General features: G+C 66.5%; 21 protein-coding genes and 1 tRNA gene. 8 read left to right on the forward strand and 14 right to left on the reverse strand.

The window, feature by feature from the left end; genetic code table 11:
• Positions 1-23: 23 nt before the first annotated feature.
• Positions 24-728, reverse strand: coding sequence for a ZIP family metal transporter (locus tag AB0876_RS04455; protein ID WP_526041326.1), 705 nt, complete (start codon positions 726-728; stop codon positions 24-26).
• Positions 729-1,232: 504 nt separating this feature from the next.
• Positions 1,233-1,586: an ArsR/SmtB family transcription factor gene (locus AB0876_RS04460; protein WP_055120635.1), complete on the reverse strand. Its 354-nt coding sequence runs from the start codon at positions 1,584-1,586 to the stop codon at positions 1,233-1,235.
• Positions 1,587-1,691: 105 nt separating this feature from the next.
• Here AB0876_RS04460 and AB0876_RS04465 point away from each other — a divergent pair, with 105 nt between their 5' ends.
• Positions 1,692-3,635 carry a heavy metal translocating P-type ATPase gene (locus tag AB0876_RS04465; protein WP_526041327.1) on the forward strand — a complete coding sequence of 648 codons (1,944 nt, stop codon included), beginning with the start codon at positions 1,692-1,694 and terminating at the stop codon, positions 3,633-3,635.
• A gap of 10 nt (positions 3,636-3,645) precedes the next feature.
• Here AB0876_RS04465 and AB0876_RS04470 read toward each other — a convergent pair whose 3' ends face one another.
• From AB0876_RS04470 to AB0876_RS04505, 8 genes are all read right to left on the reverse strand, one after another.
• The gene (locus AB0876_RS04470) at positions 3,646-5,526 is read right to left on the reverse strand and encodes a propionyl-CoA synthetase (RefSeq protein WP_526041328.1); all 1,881 of its coding nucleotides are present in this window, start codon (positions 5,524-5,526) and stop codon (positions 3,646-3,648) included.
• Between the two features lie 114 nt (positions 5,527-5,640).
• On the reverse strand, positions 5,641-6,342 hold the full coding sequence (locus AB0876_RS04475) for a response regulator (protein WP_454791718.1): 702 nt from the start codon (positions 6,340-6,342) through the stop codon (positions 5,641-5,643).
• Positions 6,339-8,876, reverse strand: coding sequence for a DUF4118 domain-containing protein (locus tag AB0876_RS04480; protein ID WP_491839784.1), 2,538 nt, complete (start codon positions 8,874-8,876; stop codon positions 6,339-6,341). The genes AB0876_RS04475 and AB0876_RS04480 overlap by 4 nt, the downstream gene beginning before the upstream one ends.
• A gap of 19 nt (positions 8,877-8,895) precedes the next feature.
• Complete coding sequence (locus AB0876_RS04485) at positions 8,896-9,756, reverse strand: potassium-transporting ATPase subunit C (protein ID WP_526041329.1); 861 nt, start codon at positions 9,754-9,756, stop codon at positions 8,896-8,898.
• Between the two features lies 1 nt (position 9,757).
• Entirely contained in the window at positions 9,758-11,920 is a 2,163-nt protein-coding gene (gene kdpB / locus AB0876_RS04490; protein WP_526041330.1) for a potassium-transporting ATPase subunit KdpB, read from the reverse strand.
• A 1-nt stretch (position 11,921) separates the two neighbouring features.
• Positions 11,922-13,592: a potassium-transporting ATPase subunit KdpA gene (gene kdpA / locus AB0876_RS04495; protein ID WP_526041331.1), complete on the reverse strand. Its 1,671-nt coding sequence runs from the start codon at positions 13,590-13,592 to the stop codon at positions 11,922-11,924.
• Positions 13,592-13,681, reverse strand: a complete 90-nt coding sequence (locus tag AB0876_RS04500) for a potassium-transporting ATPase subunit F (RefSeq protein ID WP_019347277.1) — start codon at positions 13,679-13,681, stop codon at positions 13,592-13,594. Before AB0876_RS04500 ends, kdpA begins: the two co-directional genes overlap by 1 nt.
• Positions 13,678-13,782 (reverse strand): potassium-transporting ATPase, encoded by a 105-nt coding sequence (locus AB0876_RS04505; protein WP_208859885.1) that lies wholly within the window; start codon positions 13,780-13,782, stop codon positions 13,678-13,680. The genes AB0876_RS04500 and AB0876_RS04505 overlap by 4 nt, the downstream gene beginning before the upstream one ends.
• A gap of 268 nt (positions 13,783-14,050) precedes the next feature.
• On the opposite strand from AB0876_RS04505, the gene AB0876_RS04510 reads away from it, so the two are divergent.
• The 4 genes from AB0876_RS04510 to AB0876_RS04525 all read left to right on the forward strand — a co-directional run bounded on the left by AB0876_RS04510 (position 14,051) and on the right by AB0876_RS04525 (position 17,220).
• Positions 14,051-14,755, forward strand: coding sequence for a type III PLP-dependent enzyme domain-containing protein (locus AB0876_RS04510; RefSeq protein ID WP_526041332.1), 705 nt, complete (start codon positions 14,051-14,053; stop codon positions 14,753-14,755).
• Between the two features lie 65 nt (positions 14,756-14,820).
• On the forward strand, positions 14,821-16,017 hold the full coding sequence (locus tag AB0876_RS04515; protein ID WP_526041472.1) for an FAD-dependent oxidoreductase: 1,197 nt from the start codon (positions 14,821-14,823) through the stop codon (positions 16,015-16,017).
• Entirely contained in the window at positions 16,001-16,600 is a 600-nt protein-coding gene (locus AB0876_RS04520; protein ID WP_526041333.1) for a DUF4389 domain-containing protein, read from the forward strand. The genes AB0876_RS04515 and AB0876_RS04520 overlap by 17 nt, the downstream gene beginning before the upstream one ends.
• On the forward strand, positions 16,597-17,220 hold the full coding sequence (locus AB0876_RS04525; protein ID WP_491839779.1) for a class I SAM-dependent methyltransferase: 624 nt from the start codon (positions 16,597-16,599) through the stop codon (positions 17,218-17,220). Before AB0876_RS04520 ends, AB0876_RS04525 begins: the two co-directional genes overlap by 4 nt.
• On the opposite strand, the gene AB0876_RS04530 is transcribed toward AB0876_RS04525, so the two are convergent.
• From AB0876_RS04530 to AB0876_RS04540, 3 genes are all read right to left on the reverse strand, one after another.
• Positions 17,207-19,720 (reverse strand): FtsX-like permease family protein, encoded by a 2,514-nt coding sequence (locus AB0876_RS04530; protein WP_526041334.1) that lies wholly within the window; start codon positions 19,718-19,720, stop codon positions 17,207-17,209. The genes AB0876_RS04525 and AB0876_RS04530 overlap by 14 nt on opposite strands.
• The gene (locus AB0876_RS04535; RefSeq protein ID WP_526041335.1) at positions 19,720-20,433 is read right to left on the reverse strand and encodes an ABC transporter ATP-binding protein; all 714 of its coding nucleotides are present in this window, start codon (positions 20,431-20,433) and stop codon (positions 19,720-19,722) included. Before AB0876_RS04535 ends, AB0876_RS04530 begins: the two co-directional genes overlap by 1 nt.
• A gap of 105 nt (positions 20,434-20,538) precedes the next feature.
• Positions 20,539-20,865 (reverse strand): nitroreductase family deazaflavin-dependent oxidoreductase, encoded by a 327-nt coding sequence (locus AB0876_RS04540; protein ID WP_526041473.1) that lies wholly within the window; start codon positions 20,863-20,865, stop codon positions 20,539-20,541.
• A gap of 209 nt (positions 20,866-21,074) precedes the next feature.
• Here AB0876_RS04540 and AB0876_RS04545 point away from each other — a divergent pair, with 209 nt between their 5' ends.
• From AB0876_RS04545 to AB0876_RS04555, 3 genes are all read left to right on the forward strand, one after another.
• Positions 21,075-22,097: a zinc-dependent alcohol dehydrogenase family protein gene (locus tag AB0876_RS04545; RefSeq protein WP_526041336.1), complete on the forward strand. Its 1,023-nt coding sequence runs from the start codon at positions 21,075-21,077 to the stop codon at positions 22,095-22,097.
• A gap of 70 nt (positions 22,098-22,167) precedes the next feature.
• A tRNA-Leu gene (locus tag AB0876_RS04550) sits at positions 22,168-22,244 on the forward strand.
• 215 nt (positions 22,245-22,459) lie between these two features.
• The gene (locus tag AB0876_RS04555) at positions 22,460-23,074 is read left to right on the forward strand and encodes a hypothetical protein (RefSeq protein ID WP_526041337.1); all 615 of its coding nucleotides are present in this window, start codon (positions 22,460-22,462) and stop codon (positions 23,072-23,074) included.
• 327 nt (positions 23,075-23,401) lie between these two features.
• Here AB0876_RS04555 and AB0876_RS04560 read toward each other — a convergent pair whose 3' ends face one another.
• Entirely contained in the window at positions 23,402-24,652 is a 1,251-nt protein-coding gene (locus AB0876_RS04560; protein ID WP_526041338.1) for a TIR domain-containing protein, read from the reverse strand.
• Positions 24,653-24,829: the final 177 nt, after the last annotated feature.

Below are 24,829 nucleotides of genomic sequence, written 5' to 3' on the forward strand. Positions count from 1 at the left end.
GCCGAACCTAACGCGCGACCGCTTCACCCGGCCAGCGACAGTCCGGCGGCGACGGCGAATCCCAGCACGGCCGCCAGTCCGGCGTCTTCGCCGGCTTTCTCGGTGGCCTCCGGGATCATCGAGCCCACCAGCATGACCAGCAGTGCACCGGCGGCGAATCCGTTGATCCCGCCCTGCAATTGGGCGCCGGCGACATCCTGCAGCTGGTAGCCGCCCACGGTGGCCAGCGCGCACAGTGCGGCGATCGCGGCCCATCCACCCACGATCCGGCGGGCCGGCTCTCCGGCGGATCGCATGTCGCTGGCCGACCCGATGGATTCGGGCAGGTTCGACACGAAGATGGAGACCACCAGTGCCAGGCTGACGCCGGCCCCGGTGGCGATACCGATGCCGAGTGCGGCCTGTTCGGGAATGCCGTCGAGCAGGGCGCCGAGCAGGAGGGGCAACCCGGCGGTCTGGGTTCCTTTGCGGCCCAGACGATCTACGGCTTTGTCAGCGAGATAGAACACTACGGCTCCGAGGGCCAGGCCGAGCGCCACCGCCCAGCCGCCGCTGGCTCGGAAGCCTTCCTCGGCGAGCTCGAAGGAGATGCTGGAGATGAGTGCCCCGGCGCCGAAACCGAGAACGAGGCCGACGAGACGTCGATTCCAGTCGCGGACGACACCGGCGACCGCGCCGATGAGCAAGGAGGATGCGGCGACCAGGCCCCAGGTCAACGCGGTGAGCACAGCCGCAGCATAAGACAGCGGCGGCTCAGAACCGGGGAAGCGGGGGTGGTGAGAATGTGGCGAAGCGCGAAATCGCACGACCGATCAGTGCGATCGATGAGGTTATGGCCCGATGATCAGGCGGCGTAGGGGCTACGGGTGGTGACCTGTCGCCGGTTGCCCGGACGACAGGCCACCGACGGCGTCAGCGCCGTGCGTTGCAGTTCGGGGGGTTTCCGCAGTGGTGGCCACCGTCGCAGGCATTACAGCGACAGGTGCAGGATCCCTTGGTTGCCATGCGCATCGTCGTTCAACTCCTCACTGTTCGGGTACCGTCGGTATGACCGGCAGCAAACTCCCGAGTATGGGTGGACATCAACATATAACGACTTCACAATAGTTCGCCCCACGGTGAAAATAAAGGATTCCCTAAACGGCGCGCGATTTTTGCGCGAGGGTTATTTCGACTGCGGACACGCCGGTGAACAGTGCGTGAAACTCTTTGGCTGCGGCGGATTTAGGGACTCAGGCGGAGGTGTCGCGGGCGCCGAGTCGGAGGTGCTCGATGTGGTAGATGGCCTCGTCGAGCAGGAGGGCGACGTGGTTGTCGTAGAGCCGGTACACGATATTGCGACCGGACCTGTCGCCGGTGACGAGGCCCAGCGCCCGCAATAACCGGAGTTGATTGGAAACCGCGGGCTGCTCCATGCCGACTGCAGCGGACAGTTCGGTGACCGAACACGGCGATTCCCGGAGTCGGGTCAGGATCAGCAATCGGTTGGGGGAGGCCAGGGCCTGCAGCGTCTCGGCGACTTTGGTCGCGGAGGCGGCGTCGAGGGACGCTGCCGGCGTCGCGTGCCCCTCAACTCCGTGGCCCATGGCACTCATTCAAGCATGCGGGACAAACACGGTTGATACATTTCAATCTTTACATGTATAAATGTGTGTGCCGTAATGGCTCAGCACGAACGAGAGGTGCAACTGATGACCGCTCTGTCGACTGACCGGTCGCCGCTGTCTCGCGCCGACGCCGGGCCTGCCGGTTCGCGCGGGGTCGGCGCATGGATCTGGTCGCTGGATTCGGTGCGCTGGGCGGTCGCAGCCCTCGTGCTGATGCTGTGCGGCGTGTTCGCGCAGTTGGCCGATGCTCCGCAACCGCTGTGGTGGACCCTGTATCTGGCGTGTTATCTCGCCGGCGGTTGGCAGTCGACGGTGTCCGGCGTGCAGGCGCTGCGCACCCGCACCCTCGATGTCGACCTGCTGATGATCCTCGCGGCGATCGGTGCGGCAGCCATCGGGCAGGTGTTCGACGGCGCGCTGTTGATCGTCATCTTCGCGACGTCGGGCGCGCTGGAGGACGTGGCCACCGCGCGCACCGAACGTTCGGTGCGGGGGCTGCTCGATCTGGCTCCGGCCGACGCGACCGTGCTCGCGCAGGACGGCACCCGCCGCGTCGTCGCCGCAGGCTCTCTTCGCCCCGGTGACCAGATCCTCATCCGGCCTGGGGAACGAATCTCGGCCGACGGCACCGTGTTCGGTGGGTCCTCGGACGTCGACCAGTCCTCGATCACCGGTGAACCGTTGCCGGCCATCAAACAGGTGGGCGACGACGTCTTCGCCGGAACGCTCAACACCACTGGGGCCCTGCAGGTCACCGTCACCCGCGACCCCTCGAGCACGGTGATGGCGCGCATTGTCGCGGCGGTCGCCGAGGCTTCGGCAACCAAGGCCACCACGCAGCTGTTCATCGAGAAGATCGAACAACGTTATTCGGTGCTGGTGGTGGCTTCCACCCTGGCGCTGTTCGCGGTGCCGTTGGTGTTGGGTGCCGATCTGCGCTCAACCCTGTTGCGCGCCATGACTTTCATGATCGTGGCCTCGCCGTGTGCTGTGGTGCTCGCGACCATGCCGCCGCTGTTGTGCTCGATCGCCAACGCCAGCCGACATGGCGTGCTGGTGAAGTCCGCGGTCGCCATGGAGCGACTGGCCGACACCGACGTCGTCGTGCTCGACAAGACCGGGACCTTGACCACAGGAGCTCCCCGCGTCGTGCAGATTGTGGGGCTGTCCGGTGGCGACAGCGGCGACATCCTCGCAACCGCTGCTGCCGCAGAGCAATTCAGCGAACATCCGATCGGGCGCGCCGTCGTCGCCGAGGCGGTGGCGCGAGGCATCTCGATTCCCGACGCCACCGGATTCACCGCTCGTGCGGGCCGTGGTGTCCGGGCGATCGTCGATGGGCGCACAGTCGAGGTCCTGAGTCCGGCGACGTATCGAGGCCCGGCGATCCCGGACGTGGCCGAGATGGAGGCCACCGGGTCGACTGCTGTCGTCGTCACCGTCGACGGTCGGGCGATCGGGGTGGTGGGTCTGCAGGATCGGGTGCGCCCGGGTGCCGCCGATGCGGTCCGGAAGCTGCACGCGCTCACCGGATGTCAGCCGGTTCTTCTCACCGGTGACAACCAGGCGGCGGCGGTGCGGCTGGCCCAGCGGCTGGGCATCGAGGATGTGCGGGGTGGTCTGCTGCCCGACGACAAGGCCGCCGCGGTTCGGGAACTGGGATCCGGTGGACGGCGCGTGCTGATGGTGGGCGACGGGATCAACGACGCACCGGCCATGGCATCCGCGCATTCCTCGATGGCGATGGGGCGTAGCGGTGCCGACCTCACGGTCGACACGGCTGACGTCGTCACCATCGGCGATGACCTCTCGACGATCGGCGCGGTGGTCGCGTTGTCCCGGCGGGCCCGGCGCCTGGTGATCGCCAACCTGGTGATCGCCGCCACCGTCATCACGGTCCTGGTGACCTGGGACCTGTTCGGACACTTGCCGTTACCACTCGGGGTGGCCGGTCACGAGGGATCGACCATGCTCGTCGCCCTCAACGGACTGCGACTGTTGAGCAGCCGTGCGTGGCCCCGCTCGTAGCGCTGAAACCTCAGCCCCGCAGCACATCCTTGAGCGCGTCGAGCACGGCGGGGTCCTCGATGGTGGAGGGCACCGGCTCGTCGAGCCCGTCGGCGATACCGCGCATGGTCTTGCGCAGGATCTTGCCCGAGCGGGTCTTCGGCAGCGCCGACACCACGTCGACCTTCTTGAAAACCGCCACGGCGCCGATGTTGTCCCGCACCCGGTCGACCAGCTCCTGAGTGATCCCCTCGGTCGAAGCACCGGTCTTGAGGACCACGAACCCGCGCGGCACTTGACCCTTGAGCTCGTCGGCGACACCGATCACCGCGCATTCGGCCACCGACGGATGGTCGGTGAGCACGGCCTCGATCGATCCGGTGGACAGGCGGTGCCCGGCCACGTTGATCACGTCGTCGGTGCGGCCCATGACGAACAGGTAGCCGTCGGAGTCGATGTAGCCGCCGTCGCCGGTGAGGTAGTACCCGGTGAACGCCGACAGATACGACGCGACATAGCGGTGGTCGTCGCCCCACAGCGTCGGCAATGTGCCGGGCGGCAGCGGCAGTTTGACGCAGATCGCGCCTTCCTCGCCGGCCTCGCACTGGCTGCCGTCCGAACGCAGGATCTGCACGTCGTAGCCGGGCATCGGTACCGTGGCTGAACCGGCCTTGATCGGCAGGGGCTCGACGCCCATCGGGTCGGCGGCGATGGCCCATCCGGTCTCGGTCTGCCACCAGTGATCGACCACCGGGATGCCGAGTTTGTCCGCGGCCCAGTGGTAGGTGTCGGGGTCGAGGCGCTCGCCGGCCTGGAACAGGTACTTGAGCCCGGACAGGTCGTAATCGGCCAGTCGGGTGGCGTCGGGGTCTTCCTTCTTGATCGCGCGGATCGCGGTCGGGGCGGTGAAGAGCGCCTTGACGCCGTACTCGGCGGCGACCCGCCAGAAGGCGCCGGCATCGGGGGTGCCGATCGGTTTGCCTTCGTAGAGAACGGTTGTCGCGCCGAGGAGTAACGGGGCGTACACGATGTAGGAGTGCCCGACAACCCAGCCGACGTCGGAGGCCGCCCAGAAGACGTCGCCGGGTGCCACGTCGTAGATGTGGCGCATGCTCCACAGCAGGGCCACCGCATGGCCGCCGTTGTCACGGACGATGCCCTTGGGTTTTCCTGTGGTGCCCGACGTGTAGAGCACGTACAGCGGATCGGTGGCGGCGACGGCCACCGGATCGACCGGTGCGGCGTCGGCCACCAGCTGCTGCCAGTCGTGATCGCGCCCGTCGACCAATTCGCAGGGACTCTGCTCGCGCTGCAGGATGACGCAGGCCCTGGGTTTGTGCTCGGCGATGTCGAGTGCCGCATCCAGCATCGGCTTGTACTCGATGATGCGGGTCGGCTCGATGCCGCAGGATGCGCTCACCACGACGACGGGGCGGGCGTCGTCGATGCGGGTGGCCAGCTCGTGGGCGGCGAACCCGCCGAACACCACCGAGTGCACCGCGCCGATGCGGGCGCAGGCCAGCATCGCGATGACGGCCTCGGGGACCATCGGCATGTAGACCACCACGAGGTCACCCTTGTTCACCCCGAGCTCACGCAGGGCCCCTGCGAACCGGGCGGTGGCGTCGCGCAGTTCGCGGTAGGTGTAGGTGGCCTTGGTGCCGGTGACGGGGGAGTCGTAGATCAGTGCGGCTTGATCGCCGCGCTCGGCGACGTGGCGGTCCAGGGCGTTGGCGCAGGTGTTGAGCTCGGCGTCGGGGAACCAGCGGTAGAACGGCGGGTTGGTGTCGTCGAGTACCCGCTGCGGCTCGGAAGTCCAGGTCACCGCCTTGGCGGCGTCGGCCCAGAACGTGGCCGGGTCGTTGAGGCTGGCTTCGAAGAGAGCACGGTAAAGGGCACCATCACCTGACATACCGGCACCGTAGCGTGTCGGGCCAGCCGAAATCGGTGATTGTCGCTGGTCGGTGGCCTGTCCGCGATGGGTGGTCAGTTACGCGCGGTCATCGGTCGGTGGAGGTCGGAAATGTCACTCCTGGAAGCGGTAGCCCATCCCCGCCTCGGTCAGCAGATGCACCGGATGCGACGGATCGTCCTCAAGCTTGCGGCGCAGCTGCGCCAGGTACACCCGCAGATAGTGGGTCTCCTTGGCATAGGCCGGGCCCCACACCTCACGCAGCAGTTCTTCGCGGCCCACCAACTTGCCGCGGTTGCGCACGAGCATCTCCAACATGCCCCATTCGGTGGGGGTGAGGTGAACCTCGTGGTTGTTCTTCGTCACCTTCTTGGCGGCGAGATCGACGGTGAACGACGAGGTTTCGATGACGGGCTCATCGGTCTCGGATGCGGCTGCTCCGCGGCGCACGGCCGCCCGCAGCCGGGCCAGGAACTCGTCCATGCCGAAGGGTTTGGTGACGTAGTCGTCGGCTCCGGCGTCAAGCGCCTCGACCTTGTCGGACGAGTCGGTACGGGCCGAGAGCACGATCACCGGTGCCGAGAGCCAACCGCGCAGGCCGGCCAGCACCTCGATGCCCGACATGTCGGGCAGGCCGAGGTCGAGCACGATCACGTCGGGCCGGTGATCGGCCGCGGCGCGCAGTCCCTGTCCGCCGTCGGTGGCGGTGTCGACCTCATAGCCGCGCACCGACAGGTTGATCCGCAGCGCACGCAGGATTTGAGGTTCGTCGTCGATCACCAGGACTCGGGTCTTGGGGGCGGTGGTGGATGTCATGCAGATTCGTCCTTTGGCGGTGCGGCAAGGTCGATTTCGACGGTCAGACCTCCGCCGGGGGTGTCGGTCGCCGAGATGGTGCCGCCCATGGCTTCGACGAAACCGCGCGCGACGGACAGGCCCAGCCCGACGCCGATGGTGGTGTTGTGGTCGCCGAGTCGTTGGAACGGCGCGAAGAGTTGTTCCTCGGCGCCGCGCGGCATTCCGGGGCCTTCGTCGATCACCGCGATCAGTACCCGGTCGGCCACCTGCCCGGCGCTGACCCGGATGGGGCCGTCGGGTGCATACCTCAGGGCATTGTCGATCAGGTTGGCCAGTACCCGCTCCAGCAGCCCGGCGTCGGCCATCGCGACGGCATCGCCGACCTCGACCTTCACCCGGTCCAGACCTTCGCGGGTGAATCCGGTGGCGCCCTTGCTGATTCCGAGCAGCGCGCGTTGCACGTTCTCCTCCAGATACACCCGGCGCAGCTCGGGGCGGACCACGCCGGCCGACAGGCGGGAGGAGTCCAGCAGGTTGCCCACCAGCGCGGTGAGCGCGTCGACGGATTCCTCGATGGTGGCCAGCAGTTCAGCGGTGTCCTCGGCGGAGAAGTCAATGTCCTCGCTGCGCAGGCTCGACGCCGCCGCCTTGGCCGCGGCGAGCGGGGTGCGCAGGTCGTGGCTGACCGCCGAGAGCAGCGACCGGCGCAGTTCGTCGGCCTGCGCGATCGCCGCGGCCTTGCCTGCCTCCTCGGTGAGCTCGCGTTGCTTGACCAGTCCGGCAGCCTGTTTGGCGACTGCACTCAGCACGCGGCGGTCACGGGCGGCGAGTTTGCGTCCGGCCATCAACAGCCAGAACTCGTCGTCGCCGACTTCGATCGCGGTGTCGGCGGTGTCCACCTCGGCACAGGGCTTCGTGCCGACGCACGCGACGATCTCAGCGGTTCCGTTCTGTTCGCGCAGCAGGCTCACCGCGCGTTGGGAGTACGTCTCGCGCAGGCGTTCCAGCAGGGTGGTGAGGTCGGCGCCGCGCAGCACCGACCCGGCGAACAGGGTCAGCAGTTCGGCCTCCTGCGAGGCCTTCCTGGCTTCGCGGGCCCGGCTCGCCGCCCCGTCTACCAGAGCCGCCACCGCTACGGCGACCAGCAGCAGCACGACGACGGTGACCGCGCTGTCGGGTTCGGAGATCGTGAACGTGTGCCGCGGCGCCACCAGGAAGTAGTTCAACAGCAGCCCGGACAGCAGGGCCGACAGCCCCGCGGGCGCGACACCACCCAGAAGCGCCACGACCAGCACACCGATGAAGAACAGCGCGCTCTCGCCGCTGACCCCGAGGATCGGATCCAGTACCCCGACGATCAGCAGGCAGATCGCGGACGGAACCACCAGGGCCGCAAGCCAGGACGCGACGTGGCGTTGCCGGGGTGTGGCGGTTGCCCAGCTGAACCCGCGACGGGCCTGGTCGTGGGTCACCATGTGGACATCGATCTTGCCCGACTGCTGCACCACAGCGGGCCCGATGCCCTCCTCGAAAATCCGGGCCCATCGGGACCGTCGCGAGGTGCCGAGCACCAACTGGGTGGCGTTGCGTTCGCGGGCGAAATCGAGCAGTGCCGCGGGTACGTCGTCGCCGACGACGGTGTGCACGGTGGCGCCCAGGCTGGCGGCCAGCTCCCGTACCTTCCCCATCTGCGGCGCCGAGACTCCCGAAAGCCCGTCTCCGCGAACGACGTGGACCACCATCAGCTCGGCGCTGGACTTCGAGGCGATGCGTGAGGCCCTGCGCACCAAGGTTTCCGACTCGGCACCGCCGGTGACGGCGACGACGACGCGTTCGCGGGCTTCCCACGTGTCGGTGATCTTGTTGTCGGCGCGGTATTTGGCCAGCGCGGCGTCGACCTGGTCGGCCAGCCACAGCAGGGCCAATTCCCTTAGTGCGGTGAGATTTCCGCGCCGGAAGTAGTTGGACAGGGCGGCGTCGACACGTTCGGGCGCGTACACGTTGCCGTGGGACAGCCTGCGCCGCAGTGCCTCCGGGGTGATGTCGACCAGCTCGATCTGGTCGGCCGCCCGGACGATCTCGTCGGGAACCTTCTCCTGCTGCTCGATTCCGGTGATCTGGGTGACCACGTCGTTGAGGCTTTCCAGGTGCTGCACGTTGACCGTCGAGATCACGGTGATGCCGGCGGCCAGCAGTTCCTCGACGTCCTGCCAACGTTTGGGGTTCTTGCTGCCCGGGGTGTTGGTGTGGGCGAGCTCGTCGACCAGCACTACCTGCGGGTTGCGGGCCAGCACCGCGGCCACGTCGAGTTCGGGGAAGGTGCCTCCCCGATACTCGACGTAGCGCGGCGGGATGATCTCGATGCCGTCGATCAGATCGGCGGTTTTCTTGCGCCCGTGGGTCTCGACCACCGCGGCGACGACGTCGGTGCCGCGTTCGAGGCGGCGGTGCGCCTCGCCGAGCATCGCGTAAGTCTTCCCCACGCCGGGCGCCGCGCCCAGATATATGCGCAGCTCACCGCGTTTGGTGGGGCTGGACGCCGACGTACTCACAAGACCATCATCCTCGTGCCTACAGTGCGTCGAGGGCGATGTTGAGTTCGAGCACGTTGACCCGCGGTTCGCCGAAGAAGCCCAGGGTGCGTCCGTCGGTGTGCTGGGCCACCATGGCGCGTACCAGTTCGGGGTTGAGGCCGCGGGCTTTCGCCACCCGGTTGGCCTGCAGATCGGCGTAGGCCACCGAGATGTTCGGGTCCAGGCCGCTGCCGCTGGCGGTGACGGCATCGGCCGGTACCGCGGGGTCGGCGGGCGCGCTGCCGCGGATCGGCACGATCAGGCCGAGGCTGTAGTCCTCGCCAGCCTTGGCGCATTCGACCCGCACACCCTCGTAGGTGTTGAGGAACGGGACTTTCGTCGCGTCGCAGGGCTCGTTGACGCTGACCACCTTCGTCGGGTGGGTGACGTTTCCGCGGGCATCGCGTGGTCCGATCACCGACAGCACTGCTCCCACACCGCCTCCGGTGCAGAACGGGCGGGAGCCGTCGACGCCGTCGAGCTTGCCGATGGCGACGCTGCGCGTGCACACCTGGGTGAGCAGGCTGGGCGTGTCGGGTTGGTCGACAATGCTTTCCGGGCCGAGGTTGCTCGCACTGGTGGCCATCGGGTCGTACCCGTCACCGGCCATCGACGGCCGGCTCTGGAAGTACCGAGGCAGCGGGTTGCCGTCGGTATCGGTGAAGGACTGACCGATCAGGCTGCTGCCCACCGGTTTTCCGTTCGCCTCGATCAGCGATCCGTCGGCTTTGTCGCGCAGGCCGGGGATCTGAGCCACCAGCCAGATGAAGACCGGGTAGCCGATCCCCAGGATCACGGTGAGTACCAGCAGCGCGCGCAGGGCCGCGGCGTGTTGACGAACCAGGTTGGAGATTTTCATGTCACATTCCCTGGAAGAGTTGGACGACGAGGTCGATCAGCTTGATGCCGATGAACGGCGCGATGATGCCGCCGAGGCCGTACACGTACAGGTTGCGGCTCAACAGCTTGGACGCGCTGCTCGGGGTGTAGCGGACGCCCTTGAGCGCCAACGGGATCAGCGCCACGATGATGATCGCGTTGAAGATCACCGCAGACAGGATCGCCGACTGCGGGCTGTGCAGCCGCATGATGTTGAGCAGATCCAGGCCGGGGAACAGGGCCACGAACAACGCCGGGATGATCGCGAAGTACTTCGCGATGTCGTTGGCGATCGAGAACGTGGTCAGTGCCCCACGGGTGATCAGCAGCTGCTTGCCGATCTCGACGATCTCGATGAGCTTGGTCGGGTCGGAGTCGAGATCCACCATGTTGCCGGCCTCTTTGGCCGCCGAGGTCCCGCTGTTCATTGCGACGCCGACGTCGGCCTGGGCCAGGGCGGGGGCGTCGTTGGTGCCGTCGCCGGTCATCGCGACGAGCTTGCCGCCGGCCTGCTCCTTCTTGATCAGCGCCATCTTGTCCTCGGGCGTGGCCTCGGCCAGGAAGTCGTCGACACCGGCCTCGTCGGCAATGGCCTTGGCCGTCAACGGATTGTCGCCGGTGATCATCACGGTGCGGATGCCCATGCGGCGCATCTCGTCGAAGCGTTCCCGCATGCCCTGCTTCACGACGTCCTTGAGGTGGATGACGCCCAGCACTTGGGCTTTTCCGTCGACCACGTGACCGACGGCCAGCGGGGTGCCACCGGCGGCGGAGATCCCGTCGACGATGTCGCCGAGCTGGGTCGGGACCTTGCCGCCTTCGGAGCGGATCCATTCGGCGACCGCACCGGTGGCGCCCTTGCGCAGGCGATGGTCACCGGACAGGTCGACACCGGACATCCGGGTGTTGGCACTGAATTCGACCCAGTGCGCCTTGTCGAGCTCACCGGGGGTGCGGCCGCGTAACCCGAACTCCTGCTTGGCGAACACCACGATCGAACGGCCCTCGGGGGTTTCGTCGGCCAGGCTGGACAGCTGTGCCGCGTCGGCGAGTTGCTCGGGTGTGACGCCGGACAGTGGCACGAACGCGGCGGCTTGGCGGTTGCCGAGGGTGATGGTGCCGGTCTTGTCGAGCAGCAGGGTGTTGACGTCACCGGCGGCTTCGACGGCGCGGCCGGACATGGCCAGCACGTTGCGCTGCACGAGCCGGTCCATGCCGGCGATGCCAATTGCCGACAGCAGGGCGCCGATCGTGGTGGGAATCAGGCACACCAGCAGCGACACCATGACGATGCCGGAGATGCCGCTCCCGTTGAGCGCCAGGGTGTCTGCGACGCCCGGGTTGTTGGCCTTGGAGAAGATGGCCAGCGGCTGCAGGGTGGCGACGGCGAAGACGAAGATGATCGTCAGCGACGCCAGCAGGATGTTGAGCGCAATCTCGTTCGGGGTCTTCTGCCGGTTGGCGCCCTCGACGAGGTTGATCATCCGGTCGATGAAGCTCTCGCCGGGCTTCTGGGTGATCTGGACGACGATGCGGTCGGACAGCACCGTGGTGCCGCCGGTGACGGCGCTCCGGTCGCCGCCGGACTCTCGGATGACGGGTGCCGATTCACCGGTGATCGCCGATTCATCCACCGAGGCAATGCCTTCCACGACATCGCCGTCGCCGGGAATCACCTGCCCGGCTTCGACCACCACGACGTCACCCTGCTGCAGCAGCGGAGCGGCCACTTCTTCTTCAACGCCTGAGGCGGTCAGGCGCCGCGCCATCGTGGAGGTCTTGGTCTTGCGCAGCGATTCGGCCTGGGCCTTGCCGCGTCCCTCGGCGACGGCCTCGGCCAAATTGGCGAAGATCACCGTGAGCCACAGCCAGACCACGATCAACCCGGCGAACCAGGACGGGTTGAGGACCGTGCACAGTGTTGCTGCTACGGCGCCGATCTCGACGATGAACATCACCGGGTTGCGCCACAGCGTGCGCGGATCGAGCTTGCGCAGCGCGTCGGGCGTCGATCTCCACAGCATCTTCGGGTCGAGCAGGCCGCCCTGGATTCGCGAGCCCTTTGTCACGCTGGAGTGGCTGCCGCCGTCGGCCGCCACTCTGGCGTGGCGGTCGGCGACAGGGGAGGAGTGAACTCTTGACATTTCAGTGAATTCCTTCAGCAAGGGGCCCGAGCGCAAGCATGGGCAAGAAGGTGAGGGCGACCAGAATCAGGGTGACGCCGGCGACCATGCCGACGAACTGGGGTCGATGGGTGGGCAGGGTGCCGACGGATTCGGGGGTCTTGCCCTGGCGGGCCAGCGATCCGGCCAGCGCCAGTACGAAGATGATCGGCAGGAAGCGGCCGAACACCATCGCCAGGCCGAGCGCGGTGTTGTACCACTCGGTGTTGACGCTGATGCCCGCGAACGCGGAACCGTTGTTGTTGGCGGCCGACGTGAACGCGTAGAGCACTTCCGACAGGCCGTGCGGTCCGGTGTTCAGCATGCCGGCGCGTTGGCCCGGCATGGCCATGGCCACCGCCGTGCCGGTCAATACGAGCAACGGGGTGATCAGGAAATACGTTGCGGCAAGCTTGATCTCCCGCGGGGTGATCTTCTTGCCCAGGTATTCCGGGGTGCGGCCGACCATCAGGCCAGCGACGAACACCGTGAGTATCGCGAGAACCAACATGCCGTACAGACCGGAGCCGACGCCGCCGGGAGCCACCTCACCGAGCTGCATGTTGAACATCGTGATCATGCCGCCGAGGCTGGTGTACGAGTCGTGGAACGAGTCCACCGCGCCGGTCGACGTCAGCGTCGTCGCATCCGCGAACACCGCGGAGTTGGCGATACCGAATCGCTGCTCGACACCTTCCATCGCTGTACCGGCAGCGGTGGGAACAGTGCCGTGGCCCTGCAGCTGGAACAGCATCATCAGGCTGACGCTGAGCGTCGCGATCACCGCCATCGCTGAGGCGATCGCCAGACCTTGTTTGGGGCTGCCGACCATGCGGCCGAACGTGCGCGGCAAGGAGAACGGGATCATCAGGATCAGGAAGATCTCCACCCAGTTGGTCCACGTGGTGGGGTTCTCGAACGGGTGCGCCGAGTTGGCGTTGAAGAAGCCGCCGCCGTTGGTGCCGAGCAGTTTGATGACTTCCTGGCTGGCGACCGGGCCACCCGGGATGGTCTGGGTGCCGCCCACGAGGGTGTTGACGACCTCGGTGTGCAGCGCGAAGTTCTGAATGGCCCCGCCGCCGACCAGGATCAGCGCACCGACGATCGAAATCGGCAGCAGGATACGGAGATTGCCGCGCACCAGGTCGACCCAGAAATTGCCGAGCTCGCCGGTATTACGCCGGGCCAGACCCCGGACGAAGGCCATCGCGACGGCCATGCCGACCGCGGCGGACACGAAGTTCTGCACCGCCAGGCCGGCCATCTGCACCAGGTGGCCCTGGGTTGATTCACCCGAATAGGCCTGCCAGTTCGTGTTGGTGACGAAGCTGACGGCAGTGTTCCAGGCCAGCGCCGGCGTCATCGGGGTGCCCGGATCGTTGAGGTGCAGCGGCAGCTTGCCCTGGACGAGTTGCAAGACGAACAGGAACAGGATGCTGATCGCGGAGAACGCCAGCACGCTGCGGGCATAGGCGCCCCAGGTCTGCTCGGCCTTCGGATCGGCGCCGATCAGGCGGTAGATGACGCGCTCCACGCGCGAATGCTTGTCCGACGCGTACACGCGGTACATGTAGTCGCCGAGCGGCAGGTGGACCACCGCCACCGCGGCGATGAGGACGACGAGGAAGACGATCCCCGCGGTTGTAGTAGTCACTAGAACCTTTCCGGAAACAACAGCGCCGCGAAGAGAAACAGCGCGATCAGAATGGCCAGGCCCAGGCCGACGACGTTTTCGTAGCTCACAGTCCCTCGACCAACTTCTGCACCAGGCCCAGCAGCGCAAAGATCGCCACGGTCAGCACCAAATAGAGCAGGACAGACATGTCGTCTCCGTTCGAAGACACGTTTACGGGCCTCCGGATTTCGGTGGCCTTTCCCAGGATCTGTCCAGGCAGATGCCGTGAACGGGGCCTTGACGCTTTCTTTACGGCCGCGGCGCCGTCCTTAACGGACTTCGTTCACGAAGACCCGGGCTGGCGTCAATGCGGCGTCAAAGTTCCCGCCGTGCCTGTCAAGGGCCCGCAAAGATGCTGGTGCACTCGTAGTTGGCGGCGGAGTCTCGAGCTGTACGCCCGTGGCAACCGGCCGGGGCGCCTTGCAGAAGAGGTTTCAGTGACGCTGCCGATCGGACTTCGATCATTGGGTGTGGTCGAGCTATCCCTACCAGCAACGGCTTTGGCGGACTCCCGTGTTGCCAAGCGGGCGCGTGATCACGGACTCGCCGTCGAGGTCCGCACCGGTGCAGACCTGATCACCGCGATCGGTGTGGGAATCCACCCGATGTTTCTCATCGTCTACGCCGACCAGATGACGGCCGATGAATTGGTGTTCTGCACAGCCAATCTGGGAGTGGGCCGGATCGTCGTGACGACGACCGACCAGGTCGACCTGCTCGTGTCGGCCACCGTGGCACACCGCAGGCAACGGGTGCTGGTGGGGCTGACGCGGGTGGCCGATGACAAGGTGGTCGACGCGGTGGTGGCGGGCCGGCGTCTGGATCTCGTCGGGCTCGCATGTGAAATCGGCTCCGGCGAGGACGCTTTCGTCAGTTATCCGGCCGCGATGGGTGACATGCTGGCGGAGATGGCCCAGATCCGGCGGGCGCACAGCATCGTGCTGACCCGGGTCGCGATCTCCGGGGACGGATTCGCCGTCGACGAGAGCCCGGGAGGGCTGTCGGAGCTGGCCGAGCTGATCGACCAGACGCTCGACGATGCGTGTGCGACGTTGCGTTTTCCACGACCGGTCGCCATGGTGACGGCCCAGCCTGCGGGAACGAGACGGCAACCCTGTACAGCGGACCTGCATCGGACATAAATTGAGCCGTGGGCCCAAAACGGCCCCAGGGCCGGCACCACGTCCAGTCAGCGCCGCAAGCGTCGCTGAAGGTCCTCGTTGTGGGTGCCGGGGTCGGTGGGATCTCCATCGCCCGTGGACTGCTGCGCGACGGACATGACGTCACGGTGTTCGAGCAGCGCCCCGAGGTGCGGGCCGGCGGCGGGGCCGTCACGATCTGGTCGAACGGCGAAGCGGTGCTGCGGCAGCTCGGCGTCGATATGGACGGGGCCGGCCAGGAGCTGGCCACCGTTCGGGTGGTGACTTCGACGGGACGCCCGATGACCACCCTCGACGTGGCCGCGATCGTGAGTCGGATGGGTGCGCCGGTGCGGATGGTCCCGCGTCGGATTCTGCTCGAGCGGCTGCTGGAAGGTTTTCCGGCGGAACGGATCCGGTGCAACGCGCAGGTGGTCGGCGTCGCGAACGGCAGCCACGGTGTTCGGCTCGATTTCGCCGACGGCAGTTGCGCGGAAGGCGATCTGGTGATCGGCGCGGACGGCCTGCACTCCAAGATCCGCGAGATCGTCGGCGCACCGCACGCGGAGCCGACCGGCTGGTGCAGCTGGCAAGGGCTGGCCGCGCTTCCGGACGGGGCCGATCGGCACGTCGCGTTCGTCATCGTCGGTGAGCACGGGAACCTCGGCCTCTGGCCGGCCGGAGACACCGAGGTGCAGTGGTGGTTCGACCTGCCATGGACGCCGGACTTCGTCCGGCCGGACCGCCCGATCGAGGTGATCCGCGCCAATTTCACCGGATGGTCCGAACTGGTCGACCAGGTACTTGCGACGTTGACCGACGACGATCTGGCACGTTCGCCCTATCCGCATTTCCGCCATCCGATTCCCGGGCCGGGCGATGGTGCGTTGACGTTGTTGGGCGATGCGGCCCACACGATGCCACCGACACTCGCGCAGGGGACCAACCAGGCACTGCTCGACACGATGGTGCTGTGCAAGGCGGTGTCGGACTTCCAGCACGGCGCCCACCGGGATCTCTCCAGTGCCCTGCGCTGGTACGAGAACACCCGCCGCCGTCGGGTCGCCGCGGTGTCACGGGTGGCCTCGCTGCAGGTGTCGCACGGTGAGGCCGTGCTGCGGCCCGCGGCGATGGTGCCGAACCGGATGATGACCTGGGTGTTGGCGACGTTCCTGCGGATGGTGAGTCACCGGCGGATGGCGGCGGGAATCGACCGGGACTTGGCCGCGGCGACGATCACCGGCAGGGATGAACATGCCCACTGAGGCGGTGCGGGTCCGCGGCGCGATCGATGCGCCGTCGAGGCGGCTGTGGCTGGTCAAATGGTGCATCCTGGCCGTGCCGCACTATCCGATCCTGATCGGCCTCTACCTGGTGTACCCGCTCGTGGTGCTGGCCGCGGGTATCGCGATCCTGTTCACCGGCCGGTATCCGCGGCCCCTGTTCGACTTCAACGTCGGCGTGCTGCGGTGGTCGTGGCGGGTGATGAACTACCGCTTCCCGATGAACACCACCGACCGATATCCGCCGTTCACCCTCAAAGCCGATTCCGACTATCCCGGCGATCTCGAGGTCGCCTATCCCGAGCAGCTCTCCCGAGGGGCCGTGCTGGTCAAGTGGTGGTTGTTGGCGCTGCCGCAGATCATCATGTGCTGGGCGATGGAGGCGCCGCTGCAAGTGCTGTGCGTCATCTCCGCGGTGCGGCTGTTGGCTCGGGGTGCAGTGTCGGAGGACATGTTCGATCTTCTGATGGGCATGGTCCGCTGGCGTTACCGTGTGGCTGTGTACGTGTCGTTGATGAGCGACGAATATCCACCCTTCCGATTGGATCTGGGCAGTAAGTATTGAAGCACCGTAATCCGTTGTTCCCCTACGTGTATCGGCTCGGTATGCCGATATTCGACAGGCTGTTCTACCGCCGCTACCGGCGGTCGGCGATGAGTCATGCGACGGGCCGGTTGTTGATGGTCGGGGTCGGGCCGGGGACCGATCTGCTGTTCCTTCCGGGGGCGGTGACGTCGGTCGCCGCGGTGGAGCCGGAGCCGGCGATGCGGCGGATGGCGCGTGCCCTGGCCCGGCGGCACGGCGTCGAGGTCGATGTCGTCGACGGGGCAGGGGAGTCGATTCCGTTTCCGGACAACAGTTTCGACTCGGTCCATGTCGGGCTGGTGTTGTGCTCGGTCGACGACGTTGCGGCCACGCTCGGTGAGATCCGGCGCGTGCTGGAGCCCGATGGCCGGTTGGTGGTTCTGGAGCATGTCCGCGGCGAGGGCCTGATGGGGCGGTTCCAGGACCTGATCGCCAGGCCGTGGGCGTGGCTGTCATCGGGGTGTGAACCCAACCGCCGCACCGTCGACGCCATCGCCGCGGCCGGGTTCGACACCAGTGGGCTGCGCAGTACCCAGCGGACGCTGGTGCCGCCGCCGTGCACACCACATCTGCAGGGGGTCGCGACTATTCGACGCTGACGGCCTCGATGATGTTGAGCCGCGCGGCCCGTCGCGCCGGTGGCAGCGAGCCCAGCAGGCTGATCGCCAGTGCACCGAGGGTGAACACCAGCGCCATCGGGCTCGGCCGGAACGTGACGTTGAAGTTCATGATGTCGCCGCTGACGAGGCTGAACAGCCACTGATCGACGAGCCCGACGAGCAGTCCCAGGATGCCGCCCACGATGCCGATGGCGGCTGCCTCGGCCAGCACCATGGCCAACGTGTAGCGACGGCTGGATCCCATCGCCCGCAGCACCCCGATCTCGCGGCGCCGTTCGAGCACCGACAGGGTCAGGGTGTTCAGCAGCGCGACCGCGGCGACGAACACCACGATGATCCACACCGCGTTGGCGATCAGCATGCTCTGGTGCAGCGGCGCTTCGAGACCGGCCAGGGCGGTGCGGCCGTCGTAGGCGTGATTCGGCGCGGCGACGACGTGACTCACGTTGGCCAGCAGACGGTCGGGATCGGTTCCCTTGACGGCAGTGACCTGCAACGTCGTCGACCCCGGTCGGTCGAACCAGGTACGCATCTGGTCGAGCCCCATCCCGACCGTGCCGATCACCGTCGAGAAGTAAGGGACCAGCGCCAGCACCTTCGCCTGCTGGGGGCCGTGCGGCGTCTGCAGTTGCAGGTCGTCGCCGACTCGGACATCGAGGGTCTTGCCCAGATTCTGGGAGAGCACCACGCCGCGACCGGCGAGCACGTCGTTGCGGGTCTGGTCGTCGAGGGCACGGAAGAGGGCATCGTGGCTGCCGGGGGCGAAACCGTCGAGCATGACGCGGGTGCCGCCGACGACGGCGAAGCCCAGGGCGCCCTCGGTGACATTAGCGACCCCGGGCACCTCGGTGACGTTCTGGGTAAGACCTTGCGGCAGAAGGCCGGTGGCGTACTCGTCGGGCGGGTTGGCACTCACCCAGACGTCGACGTCGGCGACCGGGGCGAAGACATCGCGGGCCGAGCGGATCATGTCGTTGTTCGTGCCGGTGATCACGACGGTCGTCACGACGGCGATCAGCACGGTCATCACCGTGGCCCACACGCGTCGCGGCGCGCGTTCGACGGTCGCCGCGCCCAGTGCTCCGGCCGATCCGAACAGGCGCGCCACCGCGGCCGTGGCTCTGACGATGGGGCCGGCGAGTGCGAATCCGAGCGCGATCTGTGCGGTGAACAGGGCCGCGATCGCCACGAACGCCACCGAACCCGGCTGGTAGAACACGATCAGGACCGACGCCGCCAGCACCGCTATCGCCGCGAGGCCGGTGACGATGCGCAGCCAGCGCGGCACGTTGTCCGCCGCCGATACGCCGACCGGGGCCAGCGCCTCGATCGGCGAGACCTTGTACACCTGCCGAGCCGCCATCGCCGACGCCGCCACACTTGTGAGTGCCGTGGCGGCGATGGCCACTGGAATCGCGTAGTTGGGCAGCCAGTACTCGATGCGCGCTTCGAGGCCCTGGGTCATGGTCGGTGGCAGCCGGCCGATCGCCATGCGGCCCAACACAATTCCGAACAGTGAGCCGATGGTGCCGCCGATCAGCCCGAGGATCGTGGCCTCGGCCAGCATGTCACGGACGATGGTGGTGCGCCGGCCGCCGATGGCTCGCAGCATCGAGATGACCGGGCGGCGTTGGGCGATCGCCATCGTCATCGTGGTGTAGATCAGGAACGCGCCGACCACCAGCGCGACCGCCGCGCCCATCAACGCCATGTAGTTCATCAGCTTGACGCCGTCACCGGCGCGGGCCGCCCGCGAACTCGGGGCGGCGACCAGGGCCCGGCCGTTCACCGCCGCGGTGACCTGATCTCTCACTGTGTTGAGGTCGGCGCCCGGTGTGGTGGTGATCAGGATCGAGTCGAGCTGGCCCAGCCTGCCGGTGACCTTCTGCGCCAACGGGAGTGGGGCCAGCACATAATGGCCGCCGTTGAGGTCGGCGAGCTGCTTGCCCTCAAGGACTTCGGAGACAGTCACCGAGCCCGACCCGAGCTGGAACGTCTCGCCTTTCGCGTGACCGACGGCGGGCCCGACGCGCACACCCTCTTGTGCCGTCGGGGTTTGAACATCCACTCCAACGGCATCTTTCAGGGCGCCTTCCAGTGCACGACTGCGGTCGTCGGCACCGAACAGCAGTACCGGTTCGGTCGCGGTGGGCGCGGACATCCGGAGCATCGGGGCGGCGGTCGCGACGCCGGGAACCTTGGCGACGTCAGCTGCTACCGATTCGGGAAACCCCGCGTCGGTGACACCCGAAACCTCGAGGGCGGCGATACCGGCGACGCCGTCCGCCAGCCGGTTGACCGATCCGGTGATCGACCCGAAGATGCCGAGGATCGCCACGAGATACATTGCCGAGACGGCCATTACGGCGATGGAGGCGAGGGTGCGCCGCCGGTGCACGATGAGTTCGCGCAGGCTGAAAACTCGGAGCCGACTTGCCGCGGCTGCGAGTCTGGTGATGAGCGCTCGCGCGAAGAACATCAGACCGAGCCCGGCACCACCGACATCTCGTCGGAGCCGAGCCGTCCGTCCTGCAACGTGATCACCCGGTCGGTGGCGGCCGCGGCCTCGGCGTTGTGGGTCACCATCACCACCAGCCGGCCCAGGCCCTCCTCGTGGGCGACCTCGCCGAGCAGGGTCAGGATCGCCGCGCCCGTCGTCGAGTCCAGATTGCCCGTCGGTTCGTCGGCGAGGATCAGCGGTGGGTCCATCATCATGGCCCGGGCCACCGCGACGCGTTGCATCTGGCCGCCGGACAGCTCGGATGGGCGGTGCTCGGTCCGGTTGCCCAGGCCGACGCGGTCCAGCAGCTCCACAGCCTGGGGTTTCACCTTGCCGAGCCGGACCCCGTCGAGCAGCTTCGGGACGGCCACGTTCTCCCAGGCCGACAGGGTGGGCAGCAGGTTGAAGAACTGGAAGACGAAGCCCACCCGGTGGTGGCGGAACGCCGACTGCTGCTCGTCGCCCAGGCGTCCGATCTCCTCACCGTCGAAGGTGATCGAGCCCGAGTCGGGGGAGTCCAGCGCGCCCAGGAGGTGCAGCAGCGTGCTCTTACCTGCGCCGGAGGGGCCGATGATCGAGACGAACTGCCCGCCGTTGAGCTGGAGGCTGATCTCGTCGAGGGCGCGGACCACCTGGCCGCCGACCGTGTACTCGCGCACGACGTCGCGCAGTTCGATGGCCAGTTCGGGCATCGCAGCCTCCCGGGAGTCGGGATATCCGCAGCCTACGCCCGGCGCCCGCGTCCAACGTTGGCTTATGTGCGAGTTCCTGGCCGAACTTCGCACACAAGCCAACACTCAACGCGCGCTCAGTGTGGCGACGAACCGGGCCTTCTGGTCGCTGGCCCGGATGATGCGGGGGTTGGTCAGCAGGTAGCGCTGGCCGCGGTGTCTCACGCTGGCCGTTCCGGCGGCGCGGACATTGCGCACCCAGTCGGAGCGCTCGCCGTAGTTCAGCACGACCGAGACGGACTTGTGGTCGACGAACGCCATGACCGGGGTCCGGTATGACTTGCCCGACTTGCGGCCGGTGTGCTCGATGACGGCCATGTAGGGCAGCCACGGCGCCCACAGCCGTTGCAGTGGATTGGTGACGTACTTGTTGAAGTGAGCGATCACCCGCATCGCCCGAGGTCCCAGTGTTGCCGCGATCCGTTCGGCAACTACGGCAATCGAATTCGCGATACTGCTCGGCATATGCGGCCCCCGTCGCTGTCCCACCCCTGGGACACATTCAACCAAACCTGCGCCACCCCTCCTGCGTGGGTTTGGTTCCGGCGCCCAGCCGGCATCCCCGGGGAATATGCGCATGTCCGGCCGGGTTGCAGCACCGCATGGCTGAAATCATGCGCCGCTGGGAGATGGATGGAATCGGCCGAGACGCACTCCGGTTGCGTGAGGTGGCCATCCCGCAACCGGGCCCCGGCGACGTCCTGATCAAGGTGGCCGCGGTGGCGTTGAACCATCGCGACAAGATGGTGATCGAAACGGGGCGCGGCCTGCCGCTGGAATTCCCCTTTACACCAGGATCCGATCTCGCCGGGACCGTCGTCGCGGCCGGCGATTCGGTGACCCGATTCGCCGTGGACGATCAGGTGATCTCGGTGTTCACCCCGGACTGGATCGACGGTGCCCGGGCGGGTGACGCGCGGACGCCCTCGTACTGGACGCTCGGCGGTTTCCACCCCGGAGTGCTCGCCGAATATGTGGCGCTGCCGCAAGATTGGGTGGTTCGGGCTCCTCGGACCCTGTCGGCGGCCGAGGCCAGCACGCTGCCGGTTGCCGGCCTCACGGCGTGGTTTGCGCTGGTCGAACGGGGGCACGTTCGAGCCGGTGACGTCGTGCTGGTCGAAGGCACCGGTGGCGTCGCGTTGTTCGGAGTCCAGATCGCGAAGATGCACGGCGCCGAGGTCATTGTGTCGGGCAGTGCGGACAAACTGGACCGAGTCGCACAACTGGGCGCAGACCACGTCGTGGATCGGCGCAGCGCGGACTGGGCCGAGACCATCCTCGCCATCACAGGCGACCGCGGTGTGGACCACGTGCTGGAGCTCGTCGGGGGCGCGCATCTCGGCAAGGCCGCCCAGGTCGTCGCAGTCGGCGGCCACATCCATCTCATCGGGGCGCTCGACGGGTTCGAGGTCTCGACACCGGTCATGCCAATACTGATGAAAGACATCACAATTCACGGTATCGGCACTGGGCATCGGCGCGCACTCGGCGACCTGGTCAGCGCCATCGACGCCACCGGGACGAAACCCGTAGTCGGTGCACGCCACCCGTTCGACGATCTCCCAGCGGCGCTCGACCATCTCGATCGCGGCCCGTTCGGCAAGGTGGTCGTCGAGGTGGGTTGATCGATACCTCGGGTGCTACTCGGGGCGGTCTGATGAGGACGTATCGACCTGAAATATGCTCTCCTGCGACGCCCCCATAGCCCAATTGGCAGAGGCAGCGGACTTAAAATCCGCCAAGTGTCGGTTCGAGTCCGACTGGGGGCACCATAAAACCCTGGTAGGGGCGGGGTTTCTGTAGTTAGGTGGGCTACGTGCCCACGAAAGTACCGGCGAAATGATTAAGGCGGCGAGCGGAAAGCTCAAGGCCGACACCGTGGCCGAGTATGCCCGTGAGCTGCGGACGTATGTGCTGCCGACGCTGGGCGGGTTAGCTGTCGCCAGCATCACCGTGGCGCGTGTGGAGGCGCTTCTGGCGGCCTTGGGTGCGGCAGACCTCCCCGCAGGGCGACCGGAAGCCGCTCACGGCGGGCACCGTAAAGCACATCTGGGACGTGAACCGGCGCGTGTTCAAGTACGCCCTACAGCACAAAGCGATCACGGTGAACCCATGCGAGGCAGTGGACTTCTCGGCGAGCCGTTCGACGGGCGACACGGATAGTTTCGAGCACAACCCACTGTCGGCGGGGGAGGTCGCAGCGCTCGTTGCGGCGGTAGCCGGTGACCCGCCCGAGACCCACACAGCCGCAACATTGCCCGCGTACCCGGTGTACGCGCTGATGGTGGAGTTCATGGCCTACACGGGCGTTCGCACAGACGAGAACACCGGCCTAGAAGTGGGTGATCTGGTGTTCGCACCCGGTGCCGGCCCGCTGCCCCGATGCACGGTGCAGGTTCGCCGAACCAAGAAACGCAAAGGCGGCGAGTGGGTTTCGGGCACCCACAAGAGCGTGCGGTCCCGCCGTGGCTCGCGGCGAAACTTGCTGATTACCTGGCTAATACGCACCCGCACGGCGACGGCCCAGCTGCGCCGCTATGGCCGAGCCGGAAGAACGGCGGCGGGTACCGCGCGAAGGGTACGCGGTACGCCGTGCCGCTGAATTGGAGCCAGCCGATTGCTCGAGGGGGGTTCTACGACACCATCTTTAAGCCCGTCCTGGAGGCTGTCGGGTTGCCCGCGAGCCGACCCGCTACCGCTACAACGCCCGCTGTGCGCGGGGTACGGCTACACGACCTCCGGCACACTTACGCGGTAATGCACCTGAGCGAGGGAACGCACTTCATGCGCGTCAGCCAGCTCCTGGGCCACTCGACCTACACGCTCAGGCTGAACACGTACGGCGACTGAATCCCAGCGGAGCAGTACGCCGACGACCTACCCGAACCACCAGCCCCGGCGAAGCCCGCGAAGCTGCCGGATAACGTGATCAATTTGTTTGCGCGGCAAGCGAAGTAGACTGATTTGGTTCTTGAAGCGAATCCATGGCCGTCGTCCAATCGCGAACCAGTGTCATGATTTCGTCCATGGAGTCAAAGCCCCGTTCGATTGCTGAGAACGGGACCCGCAGGTCCCTGCTCATTCGTCCGATGGCTGAGAGCTGCTTCCTGTATTGGGCGTAGTTGCCGAACTTTTCGGCAAGTGAGGCAGGGATTTCCTTAACCCGGCCGATATTCTCCATGTCAACTGCCTCACGCATAATTGGATCGCGTAGCATTTCGACCATTTCAAACATGGTGTCGTTCAACTCGCTAGCGTCGCCCGCTGCTTGCCTGACGTATTGCTCGAATCGGTCTGCGTAGGGCTGCATCTCCTTTGCGATTCGTTTGTAGTAGAACATTTTCTGACTAGTACTCGCGTTCGGATGAATCGGATTGGCTTGTAAGACTTCGGGGCCCAAAGCTCGTATCGCTTCGAACCCCGTGGTGAGATGAGCTACAAATGCGTCGGCTTGCGCCAAAGCTTCTGCGGCCAGATCAATAAGGCCGGGGCCGCCTCGGCTATCAGTAGCGCCATCCTCGCCCGAAGGCGCAGCCGATCCACCCCCGCCGTTTGTCGGCCTTGGAGTGTCCCCAACGCGGGTTACTGGAGTGCCGCCATCGCCGTCGGAACCCGGCGTGCCAGGGTTGGAATCTGGAACTGTCACCTCGGGCTTGGTTGCGACCGACTTCGCCGCTTTGGCGAGACGCGCACCCATCTCGTCGATCAGCGCTCGGTACGGCGCTGAACTCTCTTCCAGCTTCCTTGTTTCCGTCCAGTCAATCCACTGCCGCTCCTTTGCGGCGTCAAATATCCGCCGCTCGTCGTCCGTTTCCGGGTCGACTGGTACCCACAGGATCGGCAGGATTAGCTCACTGAGGTCAGAATTCTTGGCTTTCTCTGAAAACTCGTCGAACTCCTCCCGACACATCGTGCTCTTCACGTAGCTCGGGGAGATGACTGGGATGAAGAATGTAGTACCCGAGATGGTCGTGCTGATCTTGGATCGCCACTCCTCGCCCCACTCCAACTTGTGGTCGCCGGTTCGGTCGAAGAAACTGGCTAAGGCCTCGCCGCGATGCATCTTGAACGCGTGATCAAGCTTCGCCTTGAGGCGCCTGATCTGACCCTCGCTGCCTTCGTCGTCCGCGTGTGCATAACTCCAAAATGCTGTTGCCGTCTGCAAGCCCCCGAATGACATGGCTGCAATTCTGCCAGCTGGACGGCTAGCAGGCCTAGCTAACACGAAAATGCCGGCGAAATACCGGCGTCCGAGGGCCTACTCCAGCCCTACCGCAGCCGAACTGTAGGCGTACCTGCAATGCCGAAAAGTGGTGCGGTGCAGGCAGTATGGGTGTCCGGGCAAAGGTGTTCCCGC

It is taken from the genome of Mycobacterium sp. NPDC049093 (assembly GCF_040704635.1).
Taxonomy (GTDB): domain Bacteria; phylum Actinomycetota; class Actinomycetes; order Mycobacteriales; family Mycobacteriaceae; genus Mycobacterium.

What these genes read in the sequence shown, in the direction of transcription:
- AB0876_RS04475 (WP_454791718.1), bottom strand. Translation starts at nt 6,342, where the DNA reads ATGACATCCACCACCGCCCCCAAGACCCGAGTCCTGGTGATCGACGAC.
- AB0876_RS04530 (WP_526041334.1), bottom strand. Translation starts at nt 19,720, where the DNA reads ATGTTCTTCGCGCGAGCGCTCATCACCAGACTCGCAGCCGCGGCAAGT.
- AB0876_RS04520 (WP_526041333.1), top strand. Translation starts at nt 16,001, where the DNA reads ATGAACATGCCCACTGAGGCGGTGCGGGTCCGCGGCGCGATCGATGCG.
- AB0876_RS04540 (WP_526041473.1), bottom strand. Translation starts at nt 20,865, where the DNA reads ATGCGGGTGATCGCTCACTTCAACAAGTACGTCACCAATCCACTGCAA.
- AB0876_RS04545 (WP_526041336.1), top strand. Translation starts at nt 21,075, where the DNA reads ATGGCTGAAATCATGCGCCGCTGGGAGATGGATGGAATCGGCCGAGAC.
- AB0876_RS04465 (WP_526041327.1), top strand. Translation starts at nt 1,692, where the DNA reads ATGACCGCTCTGTCGACTGACCGGTCGCCGCTGTCTCGCGCCGACGCC.
- AB0876_RS04470 (WP_526041328.1), bottom strand. Translation starts at nt 5,526, where the DNA reads ATGTCAGGTGATGGTGCCCTTTACCGTGCTCTCTTCGAAGCCAGCCTC.
- AB0876_RS04535 (WP_526041335.1), bottom strand. Translation starts at nt 20,433, where the DNA reads ATGCCCGAACTGGCCATCGAACTGCGCGACGTCGTGCGCGAGTACACG.
- AB0876_RS04560 (WP_526041338.1), bottom strand. Translation starts at nt 24,652, where the DNA reads ATGTCATTCGGGGGCTTGCAGACGGCAACAGCATTTTGGAGTTATGCA.
- AB0876_RS04485 (WP_526041329.1), bottom strand. Translation starts at nt 9,756, where the DNA reads ATGAAAATCTCCAACCTGGTTCGTCAACACGCCGCGGCCCTGCGCGCG.
- kdpB (WP_526041330.1), bottom strand. Translation starts at nt 11,920, where the DNA reads ATGTCAAGAGTTCACTCCTCCCCTGTCGCCGACCGCCACGCCAGAGTG.
- AB0876_RS04460 (WP_055120635.1), bottom strand. Translation starts at nt 1,586, where the DNA reads ATGGGCCACGGAGTTGAGGGGCACGCGACGCCGGCAGCGTCCCTCGAC.